Consider the following 16,982-nt stretch of genomic DNA (forward strand, 5'->3'; position numbering starts at 1 on the left):
ATCGGCACCGGCGACGGCACGGTGACGCAGTTCCAGCTGGTGAAGCGCTACAGCTCCGGCGCGCAGTCCTGGACGCGCAGCATCACCAAGCCGGTCGCGGGGTCGGTGACCATCGCCCTGAACGGCACCCCGCAACCCTCGGGCTGGTCGGTCGCCACCACCACCGGCCTCGTCACCTTCGCCGCCGCCCCCGGCGCAGGCGTCGCCATCACGGCGGGCTTCGCCTTCGACGTGCCGGTCCGCTTCAACAGCGACGCGCTCGACGTCACCCTCGACCTCGAGCGCCTCGGTTCGATCACCTCCATCCCGCTGCTGGAGATCCGGCGATGAATGACGAACCCGGCTTCTTCGCCAGCGTGTTGCGCGATCTGGCCACTTCCACGGCGGTGATCCTCGCTGCCTGGGGCGCGCTCGGCGGGGCGACCAATGCGCTGACCACGCGGATGCGGTTGCGGGACGCGCTGCGCCACATCCTGCTGGGCGGGCTGATCGCCGCCGGCATGGGCAGCCTGTCGATGGCGCTCGTCACCAGATGGCTCGGTCTGCCCCCCGAGGCGATCCCGGCCGGGGGCGCAGCAGGTTCGGCCGCCTATCTCGTCGGGGTCTTCGGACCCGCCTTCATCGAGCTGATCCTCGCCCGGCTGCGCGGGGCGAAGGGAGGTTGCGATGAATGAGCTTCTCCGCCTTGCGCGCTCCTTCCGCTGCGACGCGCCCGATCCGGGCCAGGCGTTCAGTCACCGCCTGCGCATAGGCCTCGCCATCGCAACCTTCATCCTGATCCTCTCAACACTGTTCGGATAGTCCCATGCAGATGACAGACCGGGGCCTGCTGGCCCTCGTCCGGCACGAAGGCATCGTGCCCGGACCCTATCTCGATGTCGCCGGCGTCTGGACCTTCGGCATCGGCCACACCGCCGCAGCCGGACTGCCCGATCCGGCCAGGATACCGCGTGGCATGCCCGCCGACATCGATGCCGGCATCCGCGAGGCGTTCCGACTCTTCCGCACCGATCTTGCGACCTATGAGGCGGCTGTGCGGAGCGCGGTGAAGGTGTCGCTCGCGCCGCACGAATTCGATGCACTGGTCTCGTTCCACTACAATACCGGCGGCATCGCCCGGGCCGCGCTGACGAAGGCTCTGAATGCGGGCAACCGCGCGGCGGCGGCCGAGGCCTTCATGGGCTGGCTCAAGCCTGCCGCGATCCGCCCCCGGCGCGAGGCAGAGCGCGATCTGTTCCGCCATGCGCGTTACCCCACTGGGGCGATCCCGGTCTGGTCGGTCGACCGCAACGGAAGGGTCGATTTCTCGCGGCCGGTGCGGCGACTGACCGAACCAGAGGCGCTGGCGCTGCTGCGCCCCGTCGCAGGTTCACCGCCGCCAGCATCCACGACCAGTACAGCCGCATCACCCGCGGCAGCCGCACCGCCAGCCCACCAGTCGCTCCCGGCGACGCTGACCAGTCGCTTTCTCGCCTTCCTCAAATCCCTGATCGGAGTACCGACATGAACTGGAACCTTGCCCGCGGCCTCGTCTATCTGGCCTGCCTTGCCGCATCCGGCCTCGCCATGGCCGGGCTGGCGGATTTCGATCTGGCGACCGGCACCTTCGATCTGAGGCCCTTCAACCTCTACGCCCTGACCGGCGCGACCGGCGGCGTCGTGTCCTCGCTTCTCGCCTCCATAGCTCTCCTGCGCGGCTGGGGGCGGAAGTGAAGGCGCTCTCGCCGGCATTCCAGGCCCATCTCGACGACGGCACGACAACGCTGGCCTGGTGCTGGCGCATCACCCGTGCCGATGGCGTCACCTTCGGCTTCACCGATCACGACCGGACCTTGTCGTTCGACGGGACCGATTTCGAACCGGAGAGCGGGTTGACGGCATCCGAGGTGCGCTCGGGCTCCGACCTGTCGGTCGATGCGCAGGATGCCGAGGGCGTGCTGACCTCCGACCGGATCACCGAGACCGACATTCTCGACGGGTGCTGGGACAATGCGGCGGTCGAGGTCTGGCGGGTAAACTGGGCCGACACCGGACAGCGCGTGCTGATGCGGCGCGGGGCGATCGGGCAAATCCGGCGCGGACGGCTGGCCTTTGTGGCCGAAGTCCGCAGCCTCGCCCATGTGCTGGGCCAGACGATCGGGCGGACCTTTCAGGCGAGTTGCGACGCCGCGCTCGGCGATACACGCTGCGGCGTGAACCTTGATGCCCCGGCCTTCAAAGGCAGTGGCGCAGTGATCGATCCACTGCGCGACCGGGCCTTCACGGCTTCCGGCCTCGGCAGCTTCGCCGCGGGCTGGTTCACCTTCGGCACAGTCGAATGGACCGGCGGCGCCAATGCCGGACGGTGGGCCGAGGTCATCGCGCATGACCTGACCGACGGCATCGCGGTGCTGACCCTGCTGGAATCGCCGGTGCGGGTCATCGCAGCGGGTGACGGCTTCGTCGTCCGCGCGGGCTGCGACAAGCGCATGGAGACCTGCGGCGCGAAGTTCGCCAATACCGCCAGTTTCCGGGGCTTTCCGCATATCCCCGGTCAGGACGCCATCCTGCGCAATGCGACAAAGGACGGCGGGCACGAGGGCGGCGTGCTGTGACGAAATCTCTCGCATCGGTCGAACCCGGCCACATCATCGCCGCCGCCCGCTCCTGGCTCGGCACGCCCTATCACGACCAGGCCAGCCTCCAGGGCGTTGGCTGCGACTGCCTCGGCCTTGCCCGCGGCGTCTGGCGCGAGGTTGTCGGCCCCGAGCCGTTCCCGATCCCGCCTTACAGCCGGGATTGGGGCGAGACCGGACCGCGCGAGGTGCTGGCAGAGGGCGCGCGGCGCATGATGATCGAAGTGGAACCTGCGGCAGCCGAACCCGGCGCGCTGGTCCTCTTCCGGATGAAGCCCCGCGCCATCGCCAAACATGTCGGCATCCTGACCGGACCCGATACCTTCCTCCACGCCTACGAGCGGCTCGGTGTGATCGAGGAGCCGCTCACGCCCACCTGGCGGCGGCGCATCACCTTCGCCTTCCTGTTTCCCCGCCCGGCCGCATCCGAGTGCAGGACGGCCCGGCACAAGAGAAAGTCCTGACCCGTGGCCACCCTCATTCTCGGCGTTGCCGGCGCCGCCATCGGCGGTTCCATCGGCGGCGCGATCCTCGGCGTCAGCGCCGCGACCATCGGCGGTTTCATCGGCTCGACCGTGGGCTCGGTCGTCGACAGCTGGATCGTCTCCTCGCTCGCGCCAACGCAAAGGATCGAAGGGGCACGGCTCGACAGCTTGCGCATCACCTCCTCCACCGAAGGGGCGGTGATCCCGCGGCTCTACGGACGCATGCGCATCGGCGGCAACATCATCTGGGCGACGGACTTCCGCGAGGAGACGAAGACCACCACGCAGGGCGGCGGCAAGGGTGGCGGCGGCGGCAAGGTCAAGACCACCGAGTACCTCTATTATGCGAGCTTAGCCGTGGCGCTGTGTGAAGGCGAGATCACCGGCATCGGCCGCATCTGGGCCGACGGCAAGCCGATGGACCTCTCCGGCGTCACCTGGCGCTGGTATCCGGGCGACGAGGCGCAGACGGCGGACCCGTTCATTGCGGCGAAGATGGGCGCGGCCAACACGCCCGCCTATCGCGGCACCGCCTATGTGGTCTTCGAGGAACTGGCGCTCTCGACCTACGGCAACCGCCTGCCGCAGCTCTCCTTCGAGGTGTTCCGCCCGCTCGCCGATCCCGACACCGCCGAGGGGCTGACCCGCGCCGTCACCATGATCCCGGCCTCTGGCGAGTTCACCTACGCCACGCAGGCCATCCGCAAGACCGATGGCGGCGTGACGGTGCCCGAGAACCTGAACGCGCTGGCCGACTCCACCGACATAGTCGGAGCGCTCGACCGGCTGCAGGCGATGGCCCCGGCGGTCGAGAGCGTCAGCCTTGTCGTCGCCTGGTTCGGCGACGATCTGCGCGCGGGATCCTGCAAGGTGCGGCCGGGCGTCGAGGTGTCGGCCAAATCGACCACGCCCCGCAGCTGGTCGGTCAACGGCGTCAACCGCGCCAACGCCTTCCTCGTCAGCCGCGACGATCAGGATCGCCCCGTCTATGGCGGCACGCCGTCCGACTTCGCCGTCGTGCAGGCGATCCAGGAGTTGAAGGCCCGCGGGCTGCGGGTCACCTTCTACCCGTTCATCCTGATGGATGTGCCGCCGGGCAACACGTTGCCGAACTCGTATTCCGACAATGCCGCCACGCCGGGCCAGCCCGCATTCCCCTGGCGGGGGCGGATCACCTGTTCGCCCGCGGCAGGTTACGCGGGATCGGTCGACAAGACCGCCACCGCCGCAAGCCAGGTCGCGGCGCTGTTCGGCGCGGCCACGCCGGGCCACTTCAACGTCACCGGCGAGAGCGTCACCTTCACCGGCTCGCCTTCCGACTGGGGTCTGCGGCGCATGGTGTTGCACTATGCCCATCTCTGCGCGGCGGCGGGCGGTGTCGACGCCTTCCTGATCGGCACCGAGATGCCGGGGCTGACCACGATCCGCTCGGGGGCCAGCACCTATCCGGCGGTGCAGGCCTATCGCGACCTTATCGCGGACGCGCGCTCGATCCTCGGGGGCGGGACAAAGATCGGCTATGCGGCCGACTGGTCGGAATACTTCGGCCACCAGCCGAATGATGCCAGCGGCGACGTGTTCTTCCACCTCGACCCGCTCTGGGCCGATGCCGAGATCGATTTCGTCGGCATCGACAACTACATGCCGCTCTCCGACTGGCGCGACGGGTTCGAACATGCGGATGCGCAGGACGGCTGGCCCGCGATATACGACCGGGCTTATCTGCAGGCGAACATCGCAGGCGGCGAAGGGTTTGACTGGTTCTACGCCAGCGCCGCCGATCGCACCGCGCAGACCCGCACGCCCATCACCGATGGCGCAGCCGGCAAGCCGTGGGTCTTCCGTTACAAGGATATGCGCGCCTGGTGGTCGAACCCGCACTACGACCGCCCGGGCGGGATCGAGAGTGGCACGCCGACGGCATGGGTGCCGCAGTCGAAGCCGATCCGCTTCACCGAACTCGGCTGCCCGGCCATCGACCGGGGCACCAACCAGCCCAACGTCTTCTTCGACCCGAAGTCCTCGGAGAGTTTCACCCCGTACTTCTCCCGTGGCTGGCGAGACGACGCGATCCAGCGCGCCTATCTCGAGGCAAGTTATCTCTGGTGGGGCCAGGGCACGAACAATCCGATGTCGTCCGTCTATGGCGGCCGGATGGTCAATGTCCCCGAATGCGCTGCCTGGACCTGGGATGCGCGGCCCTATCCGTTCTTCCCCGAGCTGACCGGCGTCTGGACGGACGGGCCGAACTGGCGCCTTGGCCACTGGCTGACCGGACGGCTCGGCGCGGTGTCGCTCGCGGCCCTCGTGCGGCACCTCTGCCTGCGCGCTGGGCTGGCGGAAAGCCTGATCGACGTCACCGGCCTCTGGGGCGCGGTCGAGGGTTACGCCATCACGGCGCTGGAAAGCCCGCGTGCCTCGATCACCACGCTGTCGCGGCATTTCGGCTTCGATGCGGTCGAGACCGAGGGCGTGATCCGCTTCGTCATGCGCGGGCGGGCCTCGGTCGCCACCATTGCCCCCGACGATCTGGTCACTGCCCGTGAGGGCGATGTGCTGGAGCTGACTCGCGGCCAGGAGACCGAACTGCCGCAGGCGCTGAAATGACAGGTCGCGCGGGCCGACGAGGATTACGACGCGGCCCTCGTCGAGGCGCGGCGTATCACCGTGGACACGACGCGAATCGCCTCCGAGTCCTTCCCCATGGCGCTCCCGCCCGAGGAAGCAGAGCGGCGCTGCCGCCGCGCGCTGATGGAAGCATGGGTGGGTCGCGAGACGGCGGCGTTCCGTCTCCCGCCCTCGCGCTTGGCGCTGGACCCGGCCGACGCGATCCGGCTCCGGCACGATGGGCGGCTGGTCGATCTGCGGCTCGTCTCCATCGCCGACGCCGAGGCGCGCGGCATCGAGACGGTGCGCCAGGACAGGGCGAGCTACGACCTGCCGCCCGGCGATCCCCGCGCGGCCTCGCTGACGCGGGCGGTGGTGTTCGGTGCGCCGGAGGTGGTGCTGCTGGACCTGCCGCAACTGACCGAGGATCAGCCGGCGCATCGTCCGCTCATCGCGGCCCATGCCGTGCCATGGCCGGGCGAGATCGCGGTGTTTCGCAGCCCTTCGACCGACGGGTTCGAGCTGCTCACGACGTTCGGCAGCCGCGCGCGGATCGGGGCGCTGGCCTCGGATTTTTGGTCTGGTCCCACCTCGCGCTTCGATCTGGGCAATGCTCTGGTGGTCGATCTGCTGACCGGCACGCTGGAGAGCGTCACAGACCTGACGCTGTTCGGCGGTGCCAATGCGCTGGCCGTCGAGTCTGCGCCGGGCGTCTGGGAGATTGTGCAGGCGGGCGCGGCCGAATTGCTGGCCCCCGGTCGCTATCGGCTGACCCGGCTCCTGCGCGGCCAGCGCGGCACCGAGGGCGCGGTGGGCAATCCGGCTCCGACAGGCGCGCGCGTAGTGGTGCTGGACGCGGCGCTGGCGTCGCTGCCCATCGCCGAGGCCGATTTGGGTCTCCCTTGGAACTGGCGCATCGGCCCGGCGAGCCGCCCGGTCAGCGACGAAACCTACGTCGCGCAAGCCTTCGCGCCGACCGGCCGCGGCCTCGTGCCCTTCGCGCCGGTCCATGTCGAACAGCCGTGGCGAACGGCGCGCAGTACCGGTGACCTGACCATTCACTGGACCCGGCGATCCCGCGCGCTGGTCGCCGATGCCTGGGAACAGGTCGAGGTGCCGCTGGCCGAGGATCTGGAATCCTACGACGTGCAGATCCTCGACGGGGCCGCCGTCAAGCGGACGCTGACCAGCAACACGACCTCCGCCCCCTACACCGCCGCCCAGCAGATCGCCGATTGGGGCGCGCCGCTCGGCCCCGGCCAGACGCTGGCGATCCGCATCTTCCAGCTCTCGAACCGCCTCGGGCGCGGCACGCCTGCGTCCGTCAACCTGCAATTCTGATCCCAACCTGCGGGAACCCCCATGTCCGACACCACCACCCATCTGGGACTGCCGTACCTGCTGGCCGCTCAGGCCCAGAAGCATGTCACCCATAACGAGGCCCTGCGCCTCCTCGACGCCATGGTGCAGCTGTCGGTCCTCGACCGCACCCGCACCGCGCCCCCAGCCAGCCCCGCGGACGGGGACCGGCATCTCGTTGCCTCGGGCGCGACCGGCCTCTGGGCCGGGTGGGATCTGAACATCGCCTTCTGGGTCGATGGCGCATGGATCCGGCTGGTGCCGCGCACCGGCTGGCTCACTTGGGTCGCGGTCGAGGGGCTGTTCCTCGTCTGGACAGGCAGCACCTGGGAGGTGGTCGGCGAACCCCGCGACGTCTCGGACGCGGTCTTCGGCCTCGTCAACGACGCCGATCCGACGAAGAAGGCCACCTTCTCTCTGGCAGGCATCAGCACCGGGACCACCCGCAGTTTCACATTGCCGAACACATCGTCCGAACTGGCGATCCTTGCAGGCACCCAGACCTTCACCGGCAACAAGACCTTCTCGGGCACGCTGACCGCGTCCGGGACCGTGACGGTCTCGGCGGCCAGCGCATCGATCGGCACAGCAACGACGACTGCGACCTACGGAATGGGAACCGGCGCCACGACGATCGGCGTCACAAAGACGTTGAACCTCGGGACGGGCGGCGCGTCCGGATCGACCACCGTCGTCAACATCGGTTCGGCCACCGCCGGGGCCGGGGGCACGACGGTGGTCAACACGCCCACGGTTACCTTCGCCAATGCCGTCACGCAGGTCGGCATGCCCCAGGCCAACCTGACTGCGCAGCTGCTCGGCCTCGGCGGGGCGACGGCCGACAGCTATAACCGGCTGTCCGTGAACACCCCCGCGGTGCTTCTGAACAACGCCGGCGCCGGAATCGAGGCGACGGTGAACAAGGCCGCCCCGGCGAACGACGCGGCCTTCGCCTTCAAGACCAACTGGTCGGCCCGCGCGCTGATCGGACTTCTCGGCAACGACGACTTCAGCTTCAAGGTCAGCCCGGATGGCTCGGCCTTCTACGAGGCCATCAGGATCGACCGCACCAGCGGCCAGGTGGAACTGCCGCAGCCCACGATCCTGCTCGGCCTCAGCGCCGCGCCGTCGCCCCCGCCCGCAGGCAAAGCGGCCGTCTATGCCCGCAGCCGCGCCGGGGCGCCGTGGATCGACGTGATGCGCCCCTCGGGGCGTGACTTCCCGCTGCAGCCCCATTTCGGCGTCAACCGGATCGCCAACTGGTCCCCCTCGGTCAGCACCACGATCACGACCGAGGGTCTGCCGATCACCTCGGTCGGGACCGTCTCACACCCGACGTTGGCCGCGACGAACCTCGCCACCTCCATGCGCCGCTGGCGTCTGACCTCGGCGGCCGTCGTAGACTCGGTCTCCGACCAGCGTTCCACAGGCTGGGCCTGCTGGCGCGGCAATGCGGCGGGTCTCGGTGGCTGGACCTTCGTCACGCGGATTTCCCTGACGACCCTGCAGGCGACCGGCATGGGCTTCTTCGGCCTCTACGGATCTACCGCCGCTCTCGCGACGACCCTGACACTGGCCGCAGCCATCAACTGCATCGGCATCGGCTTCCAACGCGGCACGCACACCCGGTGGCAGATGGTTGCGAACGACGGTACCGGTGCACCGTCGCTGACCGACATGGGCGCGTCCTTTGCCATCGCCACCGGCGGCGTGCTGACCCTCTACATCGCCGCCCCGCCGAATGGCAGCTCGGTCTGGGTGCGCGTCGTCGACGAGGTGTCCGGCGCGGTCTTCGAGCAGGAGATCAGCGCCGACCTGCCAGCCGCGACGCAATTCCTGTCGCCGCGGCTGTTCCTGAACACCGGCGCCACGGCAGCGGCCGTCGCTTATGACTGCGCCGGGGTCTATCTGGAAACGGATTACTGAGCGCGCGCAGCGTCACGGGTGACTTGCTTCTGGTCGGACTGGGCCGGGCGACATATGCTTGCGGCATGAACGAAGAAGCTGAAAAGCGTATCGCGGCCAAGCTCGCCAAGACCATGGCGATGCTCTGCGTGCGCAACACCCACCTCGAGGCCATCCATGCCGGCAGGATGCCTGTCACCAGAACCGGTGACTGGAGTGACGTGACCGTAGTCGATGCCGACGGCAATCGGATCCCGTGGACCGATGTCTCGCATATCAACGATGACGAGATGCGCGGCCTGATGCGGGATATCGTCAACCGCATCTACACGTTTCACCTCTGCGCCGACGAGCCGGGGCTGCAGGCCGAAATCGAAAAGTGGATGGCCGTCGCAGGGAAGTGGGACGAGCCGGAAATCGATCAGAGGATGATCGGGCGCCGTGGCACCCAGCCGGGAACCTGAGGGCGGCGATCCCTGCTCGACAACCGGATAGAACGGCTTGCTTCAGTCCTTGCCGGGAGTGTCCATCAACCGTTCCGCTTCAAGTCCGCCGATCACTGTCACACTGCCACGGCCCCATAGCGCCACACCCAGAGCAAGAGCGGCAAGACCTGTCGCGACCGCGAAGGTCACGCGCAAGCCGTCGCCGCCGCCCCCGCCGAGGCCGAGCGCATCGGCAATGCGCGGCCCGATGGCGTAGACTGCCCCCATCGCCGAAGCGCCCGCGATGAGGCCGAGATTGCGCGACAGGCCCAGCAGCGCCGAGGTGACGCCCCTGCGATCGCTCGTCGCCTCCCGCATGATGTCGGCCGTGTTCGCGGCCTGGAAAAGCGCGTAGCCGAAGGTGACCAGGACGAGACCGGCCAGATATCCACCGATTCCGTAGTATCCCGGCAGCACCGTCAGCAGAAGCGACCCTGCCACCACCGCCAGCAGTCCCGAGAAGATCACCCGGAAAGCGCCGAGACGGTCCACCAGTTGCCCGGCAGGCGCCCCCGACAGGGCGGCAACGCCGGGGCCGACGGACATTGCAAGCCCGGTCTCGACCGCTCCGAGACCCAGCGTTCCGGACATGTAGAAGGGGCCGACAATCAGCGTCGCCATGACGATCGCCGAAACAAGCGCCAGCGACGTGAGCCCTGTGCCCAGCTTGCGGCCGCGCAAGAGGTCCAGCCTGACGAGAGGTTCCGGTGTACGCGCCTCATGCGTGACAAAGGCAAGAAGTGTGATACCCGCAATCATCGAAAGAAGCACGAGGATCGGCCACGACAGTTTGCCGCTCATCGTCATCGTGAGGGAAAAGGCAAGAAGAGAAGACGCAAGCAGGATCAGCCCCGCGAAATCGAACCCGGACGGCCGCCGTGATCCCATGACATCCGTCGGAAACAGCAGGCGACCGATGAGCACGGCAATCGCGCCCAGCACCGCCAGCAGCACGAATATGGCGGGCCAGCCAAAGCTTGCGATCAATGCCCCGCCAAGAGATGGGCCAAGTGCCGTCCCGACCGCCGACACCGTGCCGAGAAGGCCCATTGCGCTGCCGGTACGGTCCTTTGGCACCAGATCACCTACCATGGCCACGCTCAGCGCCATCATGATCGCGGCACCAAGCCCCTGAAGCGCACGCGCGGCGATCAGGAACCACAGGGTCGGGGCCATGGCGCCAAGCGCCGAGGCGGTGGCAAACACCATGATCCCGGCCATCAGCAGGCGGCTGCGCCCGACGATATCACCGAGCCGGCCTGCACCGACGATGAGGCTGGTTACGGACAGAAGATAGGACACGACCACCCATTGCACGTCGGCCATGGTCGCGTCGAAGGACCTGGCAAGCGTCGGCAGGGCCACATTCGCAATGCTGGTGCCCAGGGACGGCAGCAGCAATACCAGCGACAGTGCTGCAAGGCGGGGCCAGAAGTTCGGGTTCTCCGCAAGGATCGCTTCGGACATCACCGCACCTGCACCGAAGGCGCCTTGACCAGCATGCCGACAAGACGGCGGGCAGCCGGCGCAACCACAAGGACGACCGGAAAGGCGATGAACCAGGATGGAAGCCATGCATTGATCCACAGGCTGACGAAGTCGTCGACTGGGCCGGCGTTGCGAAGCGTCGCGATACCGGACACGATGAACGACATCAGCGCCGACAGGACAAAGCCGAACAGCACGGGGGCATAACGGGGTGACATCGGGGTCTCCTTCATTGATGGACCCCAGAGAGCTAATCCGAAACCGATCATTGCGGAACGCGCACTGATCGCATTTAATAGTTGCACCAAGCGCCATATATGAAGCGGATAAGGCAATGCCGGACCTGAACCTTCTGGTGACGCTCGACGTCCTCCTGTCCGAAGGCAGCGTTGCGGGGGCGGCGCGGCGACTTCGTCTCAGCCCCTCGGCCATGAGCCGGGCCCTGGCGCGCCTTCGCGAGGTGACCGGCGATCCGCTCCTTGTCCGCGCAGGGCGCCGACTGGTGCCGACGCCACGCGCCATCGAGCTTCGTGGACAGGTCGGCCCGCTGGTCGAGGCTGCCAAGGGCGTGCTTCGCCCTGCCGAGGCGCTGGACCTGTCGCGCCTTTCGCGCCGGTTCACGTTGCGAGGCAGTGAGGGCTTCGCCGAAACCTTCGGACCTGCGCTTCTGGCGCAGATCGCCGATCAGGCCCCCGGCGTGACGCTGCAATTCCTGACCAAGCCCGACAAGGACAGCGCCCCCCTGCGGGAGGGGGAGGTCGATCTGGAAACCGGCGTGATCGACGCCACGACCGCCCCCGAACTGCGCGCAATGCCCCTGTTCCCGGATCGCTGGATCGGTATGGTCCGCGCCGACCATCCTCTGAGCCACGGGCCAGTTTCACTCGAACGCTATGCCGAAGCCAGCCATGTTCTTGTTCAGCGGCGCGGTCTGCACGCCAACGAGATCGACGAGGCGCTGCGGGCTGTCGGCTTGCAGCGACGGATCGTGACGGTGGTGAGCGGTTTTTCCACCGCCCTTGCGCTGGCGCGCGCGACCGACCTCATCGCCTCTGTTCCCGCGCTCCACACGGCCGGCATGCGCGGGGGACTGCACAGTTTCGATCTGCCATTCACGATAGCGCCGTTCACCGTCTCGATGCTCTGGCATCCGCGGATGGACGGCGATCAGGCGCATCGCTGGTTGCGTTCCTGCCTGCGCCGCGTCTGCACCACGGTAACGGGCGCCGGCGGCTGATCCGCGAACCGCCAGGCCAGAAGAACGCCGACCTGCGGGAGTGGCTTCAATTGATGGCAGCGGTTCGCGCAAACGCGGCAATCTCGTCTGCGACATCGTCGTCGTGACCAAGCCAGATATGCCCGCCCGAGGGGTAGATCACCAGCCGGTTTGACGACACCTGCCCGGCGATCGTGCGGGCTGTCTCGGCGGTCCCGAACCGGTCGTCCTCGGCCGAGATGATCAGCGTGGGTGCGGCGATGCCGGACAGTTCGATCCCGGCAGGGCTGCCGGCGAAATGGCCGTCGTTCATCATGCCTCGCGTCCGCTGGCTGATCGGCATCAGCCCGTTCAGGATGTGATAGGCCCTGTCGCGCTCACTTTTCGAGACGGTTTGGAGGAGTGCGGGATCCGTCGCCAGCAGTGTCCCGATCAGTTGATCGGGGAAGAGCTTCAGCAGCGCCCAGAACCACGGATCCGATGCCATCACCCTGTCGGCGAGGAACTGTTGAAGGCGTGTGAACTCGACCGGATCACGGTTGCTGAGATTCGCGGCCGGGACGAGAAGGATCAGACTGGCGCAGCGGTCCGGGTGCCGCAGCGCGAATTGCGCCGCCGAGAGCGCCCCCGCCGATCCGCCGGCGACGGCCAGCCTCTCGATGCCCAGATGATCAAGCAGATCGGCGATGGCATCGGCCTGATTGGCCGGCGACGGGTCAGGCGGGAAGTCGCTGCGCAGATAGCCGAAGCGCGATGGCGCGATCACCTCGAAGCCGCGGGCGATCAGCGCCTGCGAGAACAGCAGGCCCTGATCGAAGCCGCCGCCGGTACCGTGGATCATCAGGAACGCCTCGCCCCTCCCGGCGATCGCGTATTCAAGGGTGCCGAAACGGGTCTGCACCAGCTGGCTGCTATGCTCGACCCTGCGTCTGGCGTCTGCCATGGTCGCCAAATAGGAGCCGCCCGCAAGGCCCGCGCCAAACAGGGCCGCACCCGCAGCGCCTGCCAGCACGTTCCGGCGTGTTAGCCCTGCCATGTGTGACCCTCCCGACTTGTCTGCAACCGGCACTTGACGCGCCGCTTTCGATGCTCGTCATTGCCCGGCTGCGCGCAGCCGGTCGTTTCGCACCGGGAATCTCCCGTCGATGGTCAGGCCAAGCGGCTCACCGCCGAAGGGGGCATCCGGCGGAATGCCGCGCTGTGCGTGGATGTGAAGATGCGGCTCGGAGCTGTTGCCGGAATTGCCCAACTCGCCGATCGGATCGCCGGTCTGCACCCGGTCTCCCTCCTCGGGCAGCACGCTGCCCTGCCGCAGGTGGGCGAGGGCAACGACGAATCCGCCGCAGTCGATCAGGATGAAATTGCCGGCAAGATGGTCAAGGTCCGTTGCGGGCACCTGCATGTCGGGGAGACCGTCGGACGCGACCACGACCCTGCCGTCGCAGGGCGCCATGATCGGCGTGCCGAAGCCCGCATACCGGGCCGGATCTGCCGGGCGCCAGCCATCGGTGCGAAACCCCATGGGCGTGATGCGGATGAGGTCGACCGCGAGACTCTGTCCACGCCAGCGGCGATAACGCTCGACGGTTGGGTCGAACGTGCGAAGATGGGCATTGACGGTCGCGGTCGAGCCGCCATGCGCGACGATGAAACTTCCCTCAGAAAAAGGGGACTTGATATTCACCGTTCCGGCTTCGGGCAGTCGGCGCCCGGCCAGGGCCTGCGTGGACAGCCAGGTGCTGAAGACCCCGAGTGCGGCGAGGAGGATCAGTGCGACAGTGGCAGGCCAGCCCTGTGGCCGCCGGTCGCGGCCCTGCAACCGGCCGCTGGCCCGCAGCCACCCGACGATCGCGGCGAAGGCCAGCCCGAAAAGCCAGGGCACCCACCAGGGCGGCATCACCCATGGCGCGACCAGCCCGAGCGCCACGAGAACCGCGGCTGTGGCGCAAGCCTGCACCATGAACGCCGCCGCCCCGGACGCCGGAAAGGCCGCCAGCCAGACGAGCAGCGCCGCCGGCAACCCGATTTGGAGCAGCATCAGCGGCACCGTCATGGCCTTGTCCCTGAAGGCGGGATGAAGGTGACGTCCGTCACATCCGCGATGAAGAACGGGAAATACGCGTCGGTGCCGAAGTGATTGCCCGCCTCGACATGAGTGGGCAGTTGGAAGCCGCCAAAGTCCCGAAATTCGGAGAGGTGACCGCCGAAGGGTTGCAACCGCCAGGTCTTGTCAGGGTTGGCATTACTCCAGCGCGGGAAAACGACCGTGACCGGCCGGCCCTCGGCATCGACGCTCACCTCGACCGGCTGCGCGATCCCGTCATGCGTGACGGTCACCCGGGCGGTCGTGTCATCGACCGCTTCCCAGACCACGCCGGGGCCGGGCAGCAGCGCGGCAGGGGTCCAGAAGACCGCCTCGGCGACATGGCGCCCGAAGGCCGAGCGCCAATGGTCCTCGTTCCCGCCAGCCCGCGCCACCGGGACCAGCCCCATGAGCCAGAAGCGCGTCCAGCTTTCGCCACCCACTGCCGCATCCGAGCCGGAGATGCGCATCGACCCGCGCCGCGCCGCCATGCTCCAGATGAAGCCTTCGGGCGAGGCCAGAACCTGACGCGCGGTCATCGCCATGTAATCGGGCGCCTCCCTGGTCCCGAGGCTGAACTGACCGGCCATGGTGATTTGGGCCACGGTGAAAAGCGGGGTGCCGGGATGGATGCTGAAACGGAAATAGCGTTGCGCCGGCTCGGGCAGTCCTTCAACCATCGCCGGGTCAAAGCGGGCGGGGCGAACGGGCTGCAGCGCCGACAGCGCCACACCCACCCGCCGGTCAGCGCGAATGTCGGACAGACGCCAGAACCAGAGTGCCGCAACCGCGACGAGGAGGCAGAGACCGGCAATCAGGATCAGGCTTTTCACCTGGCGCCCCCGCTTTGGCCTCTGTCCGGGTCCCCGAGGATTACGCTTTCCAGCCCGCGCCGCACGCTCGGCTCCGCGGCAACAGCCGTCCGCCCCATCCGCAGCAAGATCTGCGGATGCCCGGCCGTCGCTGCAACCTCTCGCAACCGCTGGCGGAGATCCTCCACCTCGATGGGCTGGTTGAGATAGGATGCGGTGAAGCCGTGCGCGGTCAGCACGAGCAGCACCCGCAACAGCGCGCGGCCGGTCGCAATCCAGTCCGCCGGCCCGTCGCCGGGGCTGGACAGCAGGCCAAGCGCGGGCGTTGCGGCAAGGATCTTCTTCTCGTCCGCCGCAGCAATGCCGTCGCCCATGTCAAAGGTCCGGATCATCAGCCGCCCGACCGCCGAGAGCACATCCGGCATGCCGAAGCCGGCGCCCGACATCCCGTCGCCGCTGCCGGACCGGCGCGAGCGGATCCACAGCGCCAGTTCGCGGCGAAAGCGCGGATCGTCGAATTGCCGCCGGTTCCCTTCGCCGACCAGTGCTGCGATGCCGCGTCTCCTATCCTCATCGACGATGACGTCGAGCGTGACGCCGAAACCGGCCGCGACATCGCGGCAGGTCTCGACCAGGGCGTCGGGCAGTGGCTCCATCGCGAAGGCCGCCCTCGTGGTATGGCGATCCGCAATCGCATCAAAGAGTGCGGCTTCCGCCGCAGAGGCCGGCGCGCCCTGCACCACTTCGATCGTGGCCAGCAGGTCGGGGTCGCGGTCATCGGGGAGGATATTCACGACCGGATCGAGGCCAAACCTGCGTGCCGCCACCTCGAACGTGCCGAGTGCGGCGCCGCAACTGATCGCAAGCTCGCGGTCATGGGGATCGACGACCGGCAAGGCGCGGTGGCGGTCGGCGATCAGCTGAAAGCCAGTTTCGGTGATGCGGAACAGCCAAGGCTGGGTGTTGTGCCCGGATGGCGCAAGGATGGCGTGGGGCAGCAGAAACACGACCTGCTCGCGCAGGGGTGCAGTTTCCGGGAAATAGTTCTCGCTGCTCATCAGGACATGCTCCTCACCCTGGCTGATGCGCCTCGTCCTGGAACTTCGCCGCTGAGGCGGCAACCACCGTAGGAATGCACGGGTTCCGGGCCACCCCAGTCTACTACAGAAGATCGCCGCTTTTCGCTTTGATCCTGATCAGGCGACAGCCGGACAGGCTCGGCTGGAGCACACTCATGCGGCCAGATGCAGCCTGCCTGCTGATTCCGCAGATGCTCCTGCCGGTAGTGATCCGGCCGGCCTCCGCAGGGAGGGCTGACCAGGGATCAGCGATCCTTCTCGCCTCCTTGTCCGCTGACCGGTTCACGCATATGCCCCGGACGACAGGTCAGACGGCGCTTCCTGTATAGTCCTCGCGGATCATGAAGTGGATATGGGGTGGATGCTGCTCTCCCCCGATGGCATCGCGAAGCGCCAGACACACGGTATCGAAGCAGAGACTGAGGGAGGTGGCTGCCATGGGAGCCTCTGGCGGATGCCCTCGGCGTCAAAGCCGTCAGGCTTTCTGCGGCTCGCGTCCTTACCGCGGATCATGCCGCATCGCGCGTGTAGGACGTGATGATGCCGCCGAGCTGGCGCCGGCAGCGGATCGGGCCGTCGCGGGCGGGACGAAAATCGACCTGCAGCACATTGTTCCCGATGTCCCGGCCGCGATGCGGGCGCTCGACGTTGTAATGGCGCACCCATGTGCGCAGGATGTAGTCGAGCTGCGACCGGCTGAAGCAGACGAAGAAATCCAGGCATTCTCGCTTGATGGTGCCGATGAGGGATTCCGCAAAGGCATTGGCGTTCGGCGCCCGGTGCGGGATCTGGATGACGCGGGCGGCTTCCGATGCCCAGACGGTATCGAAGCTGGCGCTGAACTTGGT

General features: G+C 67.7%; 17 protein-coding genes and 1 pseudogene. 11 read left to right on the forward strand and 7 right to left on the reverse strand.

Going from position 1 to position 16,982, the window contains the following annotated elements; all coding sequences use genetic code 11:
* The 10 genes and pseudogenes from WMK75_RS15360 to WMK75_RS15405 all read left to right on the forward strand — a co-directional run.
* Positions 1 to 330, forward strand: a 330-nt coding sequence (locus tag WMK75_RS15360) for a DUF2460 domain-containing protein (RefSeq protein WP_347268487.1), incomplete at its 5' end; no start/stop codon positions are given.
* Complete coding sequence (locus tag WMK75_RS15365; RefSeq protein ID WP_347268488.1) at positions 327 to 674, forward strand: hypothetical protein; 348 nt, start codon at positions 327 to 329, stop codon at positions 672 to 674. The genes WMK75_RS15360 and WMK75_RS15365, both read left to right, overlap by 4 nt.
* Entirely contained in the window at positions 667 to 801 is a 135-nt protein-coding gene (locus WMK75_RS15370; protein WP_347268489.1) for a hypothetical protein, read from the forward strand. The genes WMK75_RS15365 and WMK75_RS15370 overlap by 8 nt, the downstream gene beginning before the upstream one ends.
* 4 nt (positions 802 to 805) lie before the next feature.
* Positions 806 to 1,507, forward strand: coding sequence for a lysozyme (locus WMK75_RS15375; RefSeq protein WP_347268490.1), 702 nt, complete (start codon positions 806 to 808; stop codon positions 1,505 to 1,507).
* Positions 1,504 to 1,713, forward strand: coding sequence for a hypothetical protein (locus tag WMK75_RS15380; protein ID WP_347268491.1), 210 nt, complete (start codon positions 1,504 to 1,506; stop codon positions 1,711 to 1,713). The genes WMK75_RS15375 and WMK75_RS15380 overlap by 4 nt, the downstream gene beginning before the upstream one ends.
* Positions 1,710 to 2,594, forward strand: a complete 885-nt coding sequence (locus WMK75_RS15385) for a DUF2163 domain-containing protein (RefSeq protein ID WP_347268492.1) — start codon at positions 1,710 to 1,712, stop codon at positions 2,592 to 2,594. The genes WMK75_RS15380 and WMK75_RS15385 overlap by 4 nt, the downstream gene beginning before the upstream one ends.
* Positions 2,591 to 3,079: an NlpC/P60 family protein gene (locus WMK75_RS15390; RefSeq protein ID WP_347268493.1), complete on the forward strand. Its 489-nt coding sequence runs from the start codon at positions 2,591 to 2,593 to the stop codon at positions 3,077 to 3,079. The genes WMK75_RS15385 and WMK75_RS15390 overlap by 4 nt, the downstream gene beginning before the upstream one ends.
* 3 nt (positions 3,080 to 3,082) lie before the next feature.
* Positions 3,083 to 7,048 (forward strand): annotated as a pseudogene (locus WMK75_RS15395) (glycoside hydrolase TIM-barrel-like domain-containing protein).
* 21 nt (positions 7,049 to 7,069) lie between these two features.
* Positions 7,070 to 8,992 (forward strand): DUF2793 domain-containing protein, encoded by a 1,923-nt coding sequence (locus tag WMK75_RS15400; protein ID WP_347268494.1) that lies wholly within the window; start codon positions 7,070 to 7,072, stop codon positions 8,990 to 8,992.
* 65 nt (positions 8,993 to 9,057) lie between these two features.
* The gene (locus WMK75_RS15405) at positions 9,058 to 9,435 is read left to right on the forward strand and encodes a hypothetical protein (RefSeq protein WP_347268495.1); all 378 of its coding nucleotides are present in this window, start codon (positions 9,058 to 9,060) and stop codon (positions 9,433 to 9,435) included.
* 42 nt (positions 9,436 to 9,477) lie between these two features.
* On the opposite strand, the gene WMK75_RS15410 is transcribed toward WMK75_RS15405, so the two are convergent.
* Both WMK75_RS15410 and WMK75_RS15415 read right to left on the reverse strand, forming a co-directional pair.
* Positions 9,478 to 10,923 (reverse strand): MFS transporter, encoded by a 1,446-nt coding sequence (locus tag WMK75_RS15410; protein WP_347268496.1) that lies wholly within the window; start codon positions 10,921 to 10,923, stop codon positions 9,478 to 9,480.
* Positions 10,923 to 11,177: a DUF2798 domain-containing protein gene (locus tag WMK75_RS15415; protein WP_347268497.1), complete on the reverse strand. Its 255-nt coding sequence runs from the start codon at positions 11,175 to 11,177 to the stop codon at positions 10,923 to 10,925. The genes WMK75_RS15410 and WMK75_RS15415 overlap by 1 nt, the downstream gene beginning before the upstream one ends.
* Positions 11,178 to 11,278: 101 nt before the next feature.
* Here WMK75_RS15415 and WMK75_RS15420 point away from each other — a divergent pair, with 101 nt between their 5' ends.
* On the forward strand, positions 11,279 to 12,181 hold the full coding sequence (locus WMK75_RS15420; RefSeq protein ID WP_347268498.1) for a LysR family transcriptional regulator: 903 nt from the start codon (positions 11,279 to 11,281) through the stop codon (positions 12,179 to 12,181).
* 46 nt (positions 12,182 to 12,227) lie between these two features.
* Here WMK75_RS15420 and WMK75_RS15425 read toward each other — a convergent pair whose 3' ends face one another.
* From WMK75_RS15425 to WMK75_RS15445, 5 genes are all read right to left on the reverse strand, one after another.
* The gene (locus WMK75_RS15425) at positions 12,228 to 13,061 is read right to left on the reverse strand and encodes an alpha/beta hydrolase (RefSeq protein ID WP_347268499.1); all 834 of its coding nucleotides are present in this window, start codon (positions 13,059 to 13,061) and stop codon (positions 12,228 to 12,230) included.
* Between the two features lie 192 nt (positions 13,062 to 13,253).
* Positions 13,254 to 14,213, reverse strand: coding sequence for a M23 family metallopeptidase (locus WMK75_RS15430; RefSeq protein WP_347268500.1), 960 nt, complete (start codon positions 14,211 to 14,213; stop codon positions 13,254 to 13,256).
* Positions 14,210 to 15,076 (reverse strand): DUF6544 family protein, encoded by an 867-nt coding sequence (locus WMK75_RS15435; protein ID WP_347268501.1) that lies wholly within the window; start codon positions 15,074 to 15,076, stop codon positions 14,210 to 14,212. The genes WMK75_RS15430 and WMK75_RS15435 overlap by 4 nt, the downstream gene beginning before the upstream one ends.
* Positions 15,073 to 16,113 (reverse strand): hypothetical protein, encoded by a 1,041-nt coding sequence (locus tag WMK75_RS15440; RefSeq protein WP_347268502.1) that lies wholly within the window; start codon positions 16,111 to 16,113, stop codon positions 15,073 to 15,075. The genes WMK75_RS15435 and WMK75_RS15440 overlap by 4 nt, the downstream gene beginning before the upstream one ends.
* 530 nt (positions 16,114 to 16,643) lie before the next feature.
* Positions 16,644 to 16,982: integrase core domain-containing protein (locus tag WMK75_RS15445; protein WP_347268503.1), on the reverse strand; the 339-nt coding region annotated here is incomplete at its 5' end.

This window comes from Paracoccus sp. (in: a-proteobacteria) (assembly GCF_039808215.1).
Lineage (GTDB): Bacteria > Pseudomonadota > Alphaproteobacteria > Rhodobacterales > Rhodobacteraceae > Paracoccus.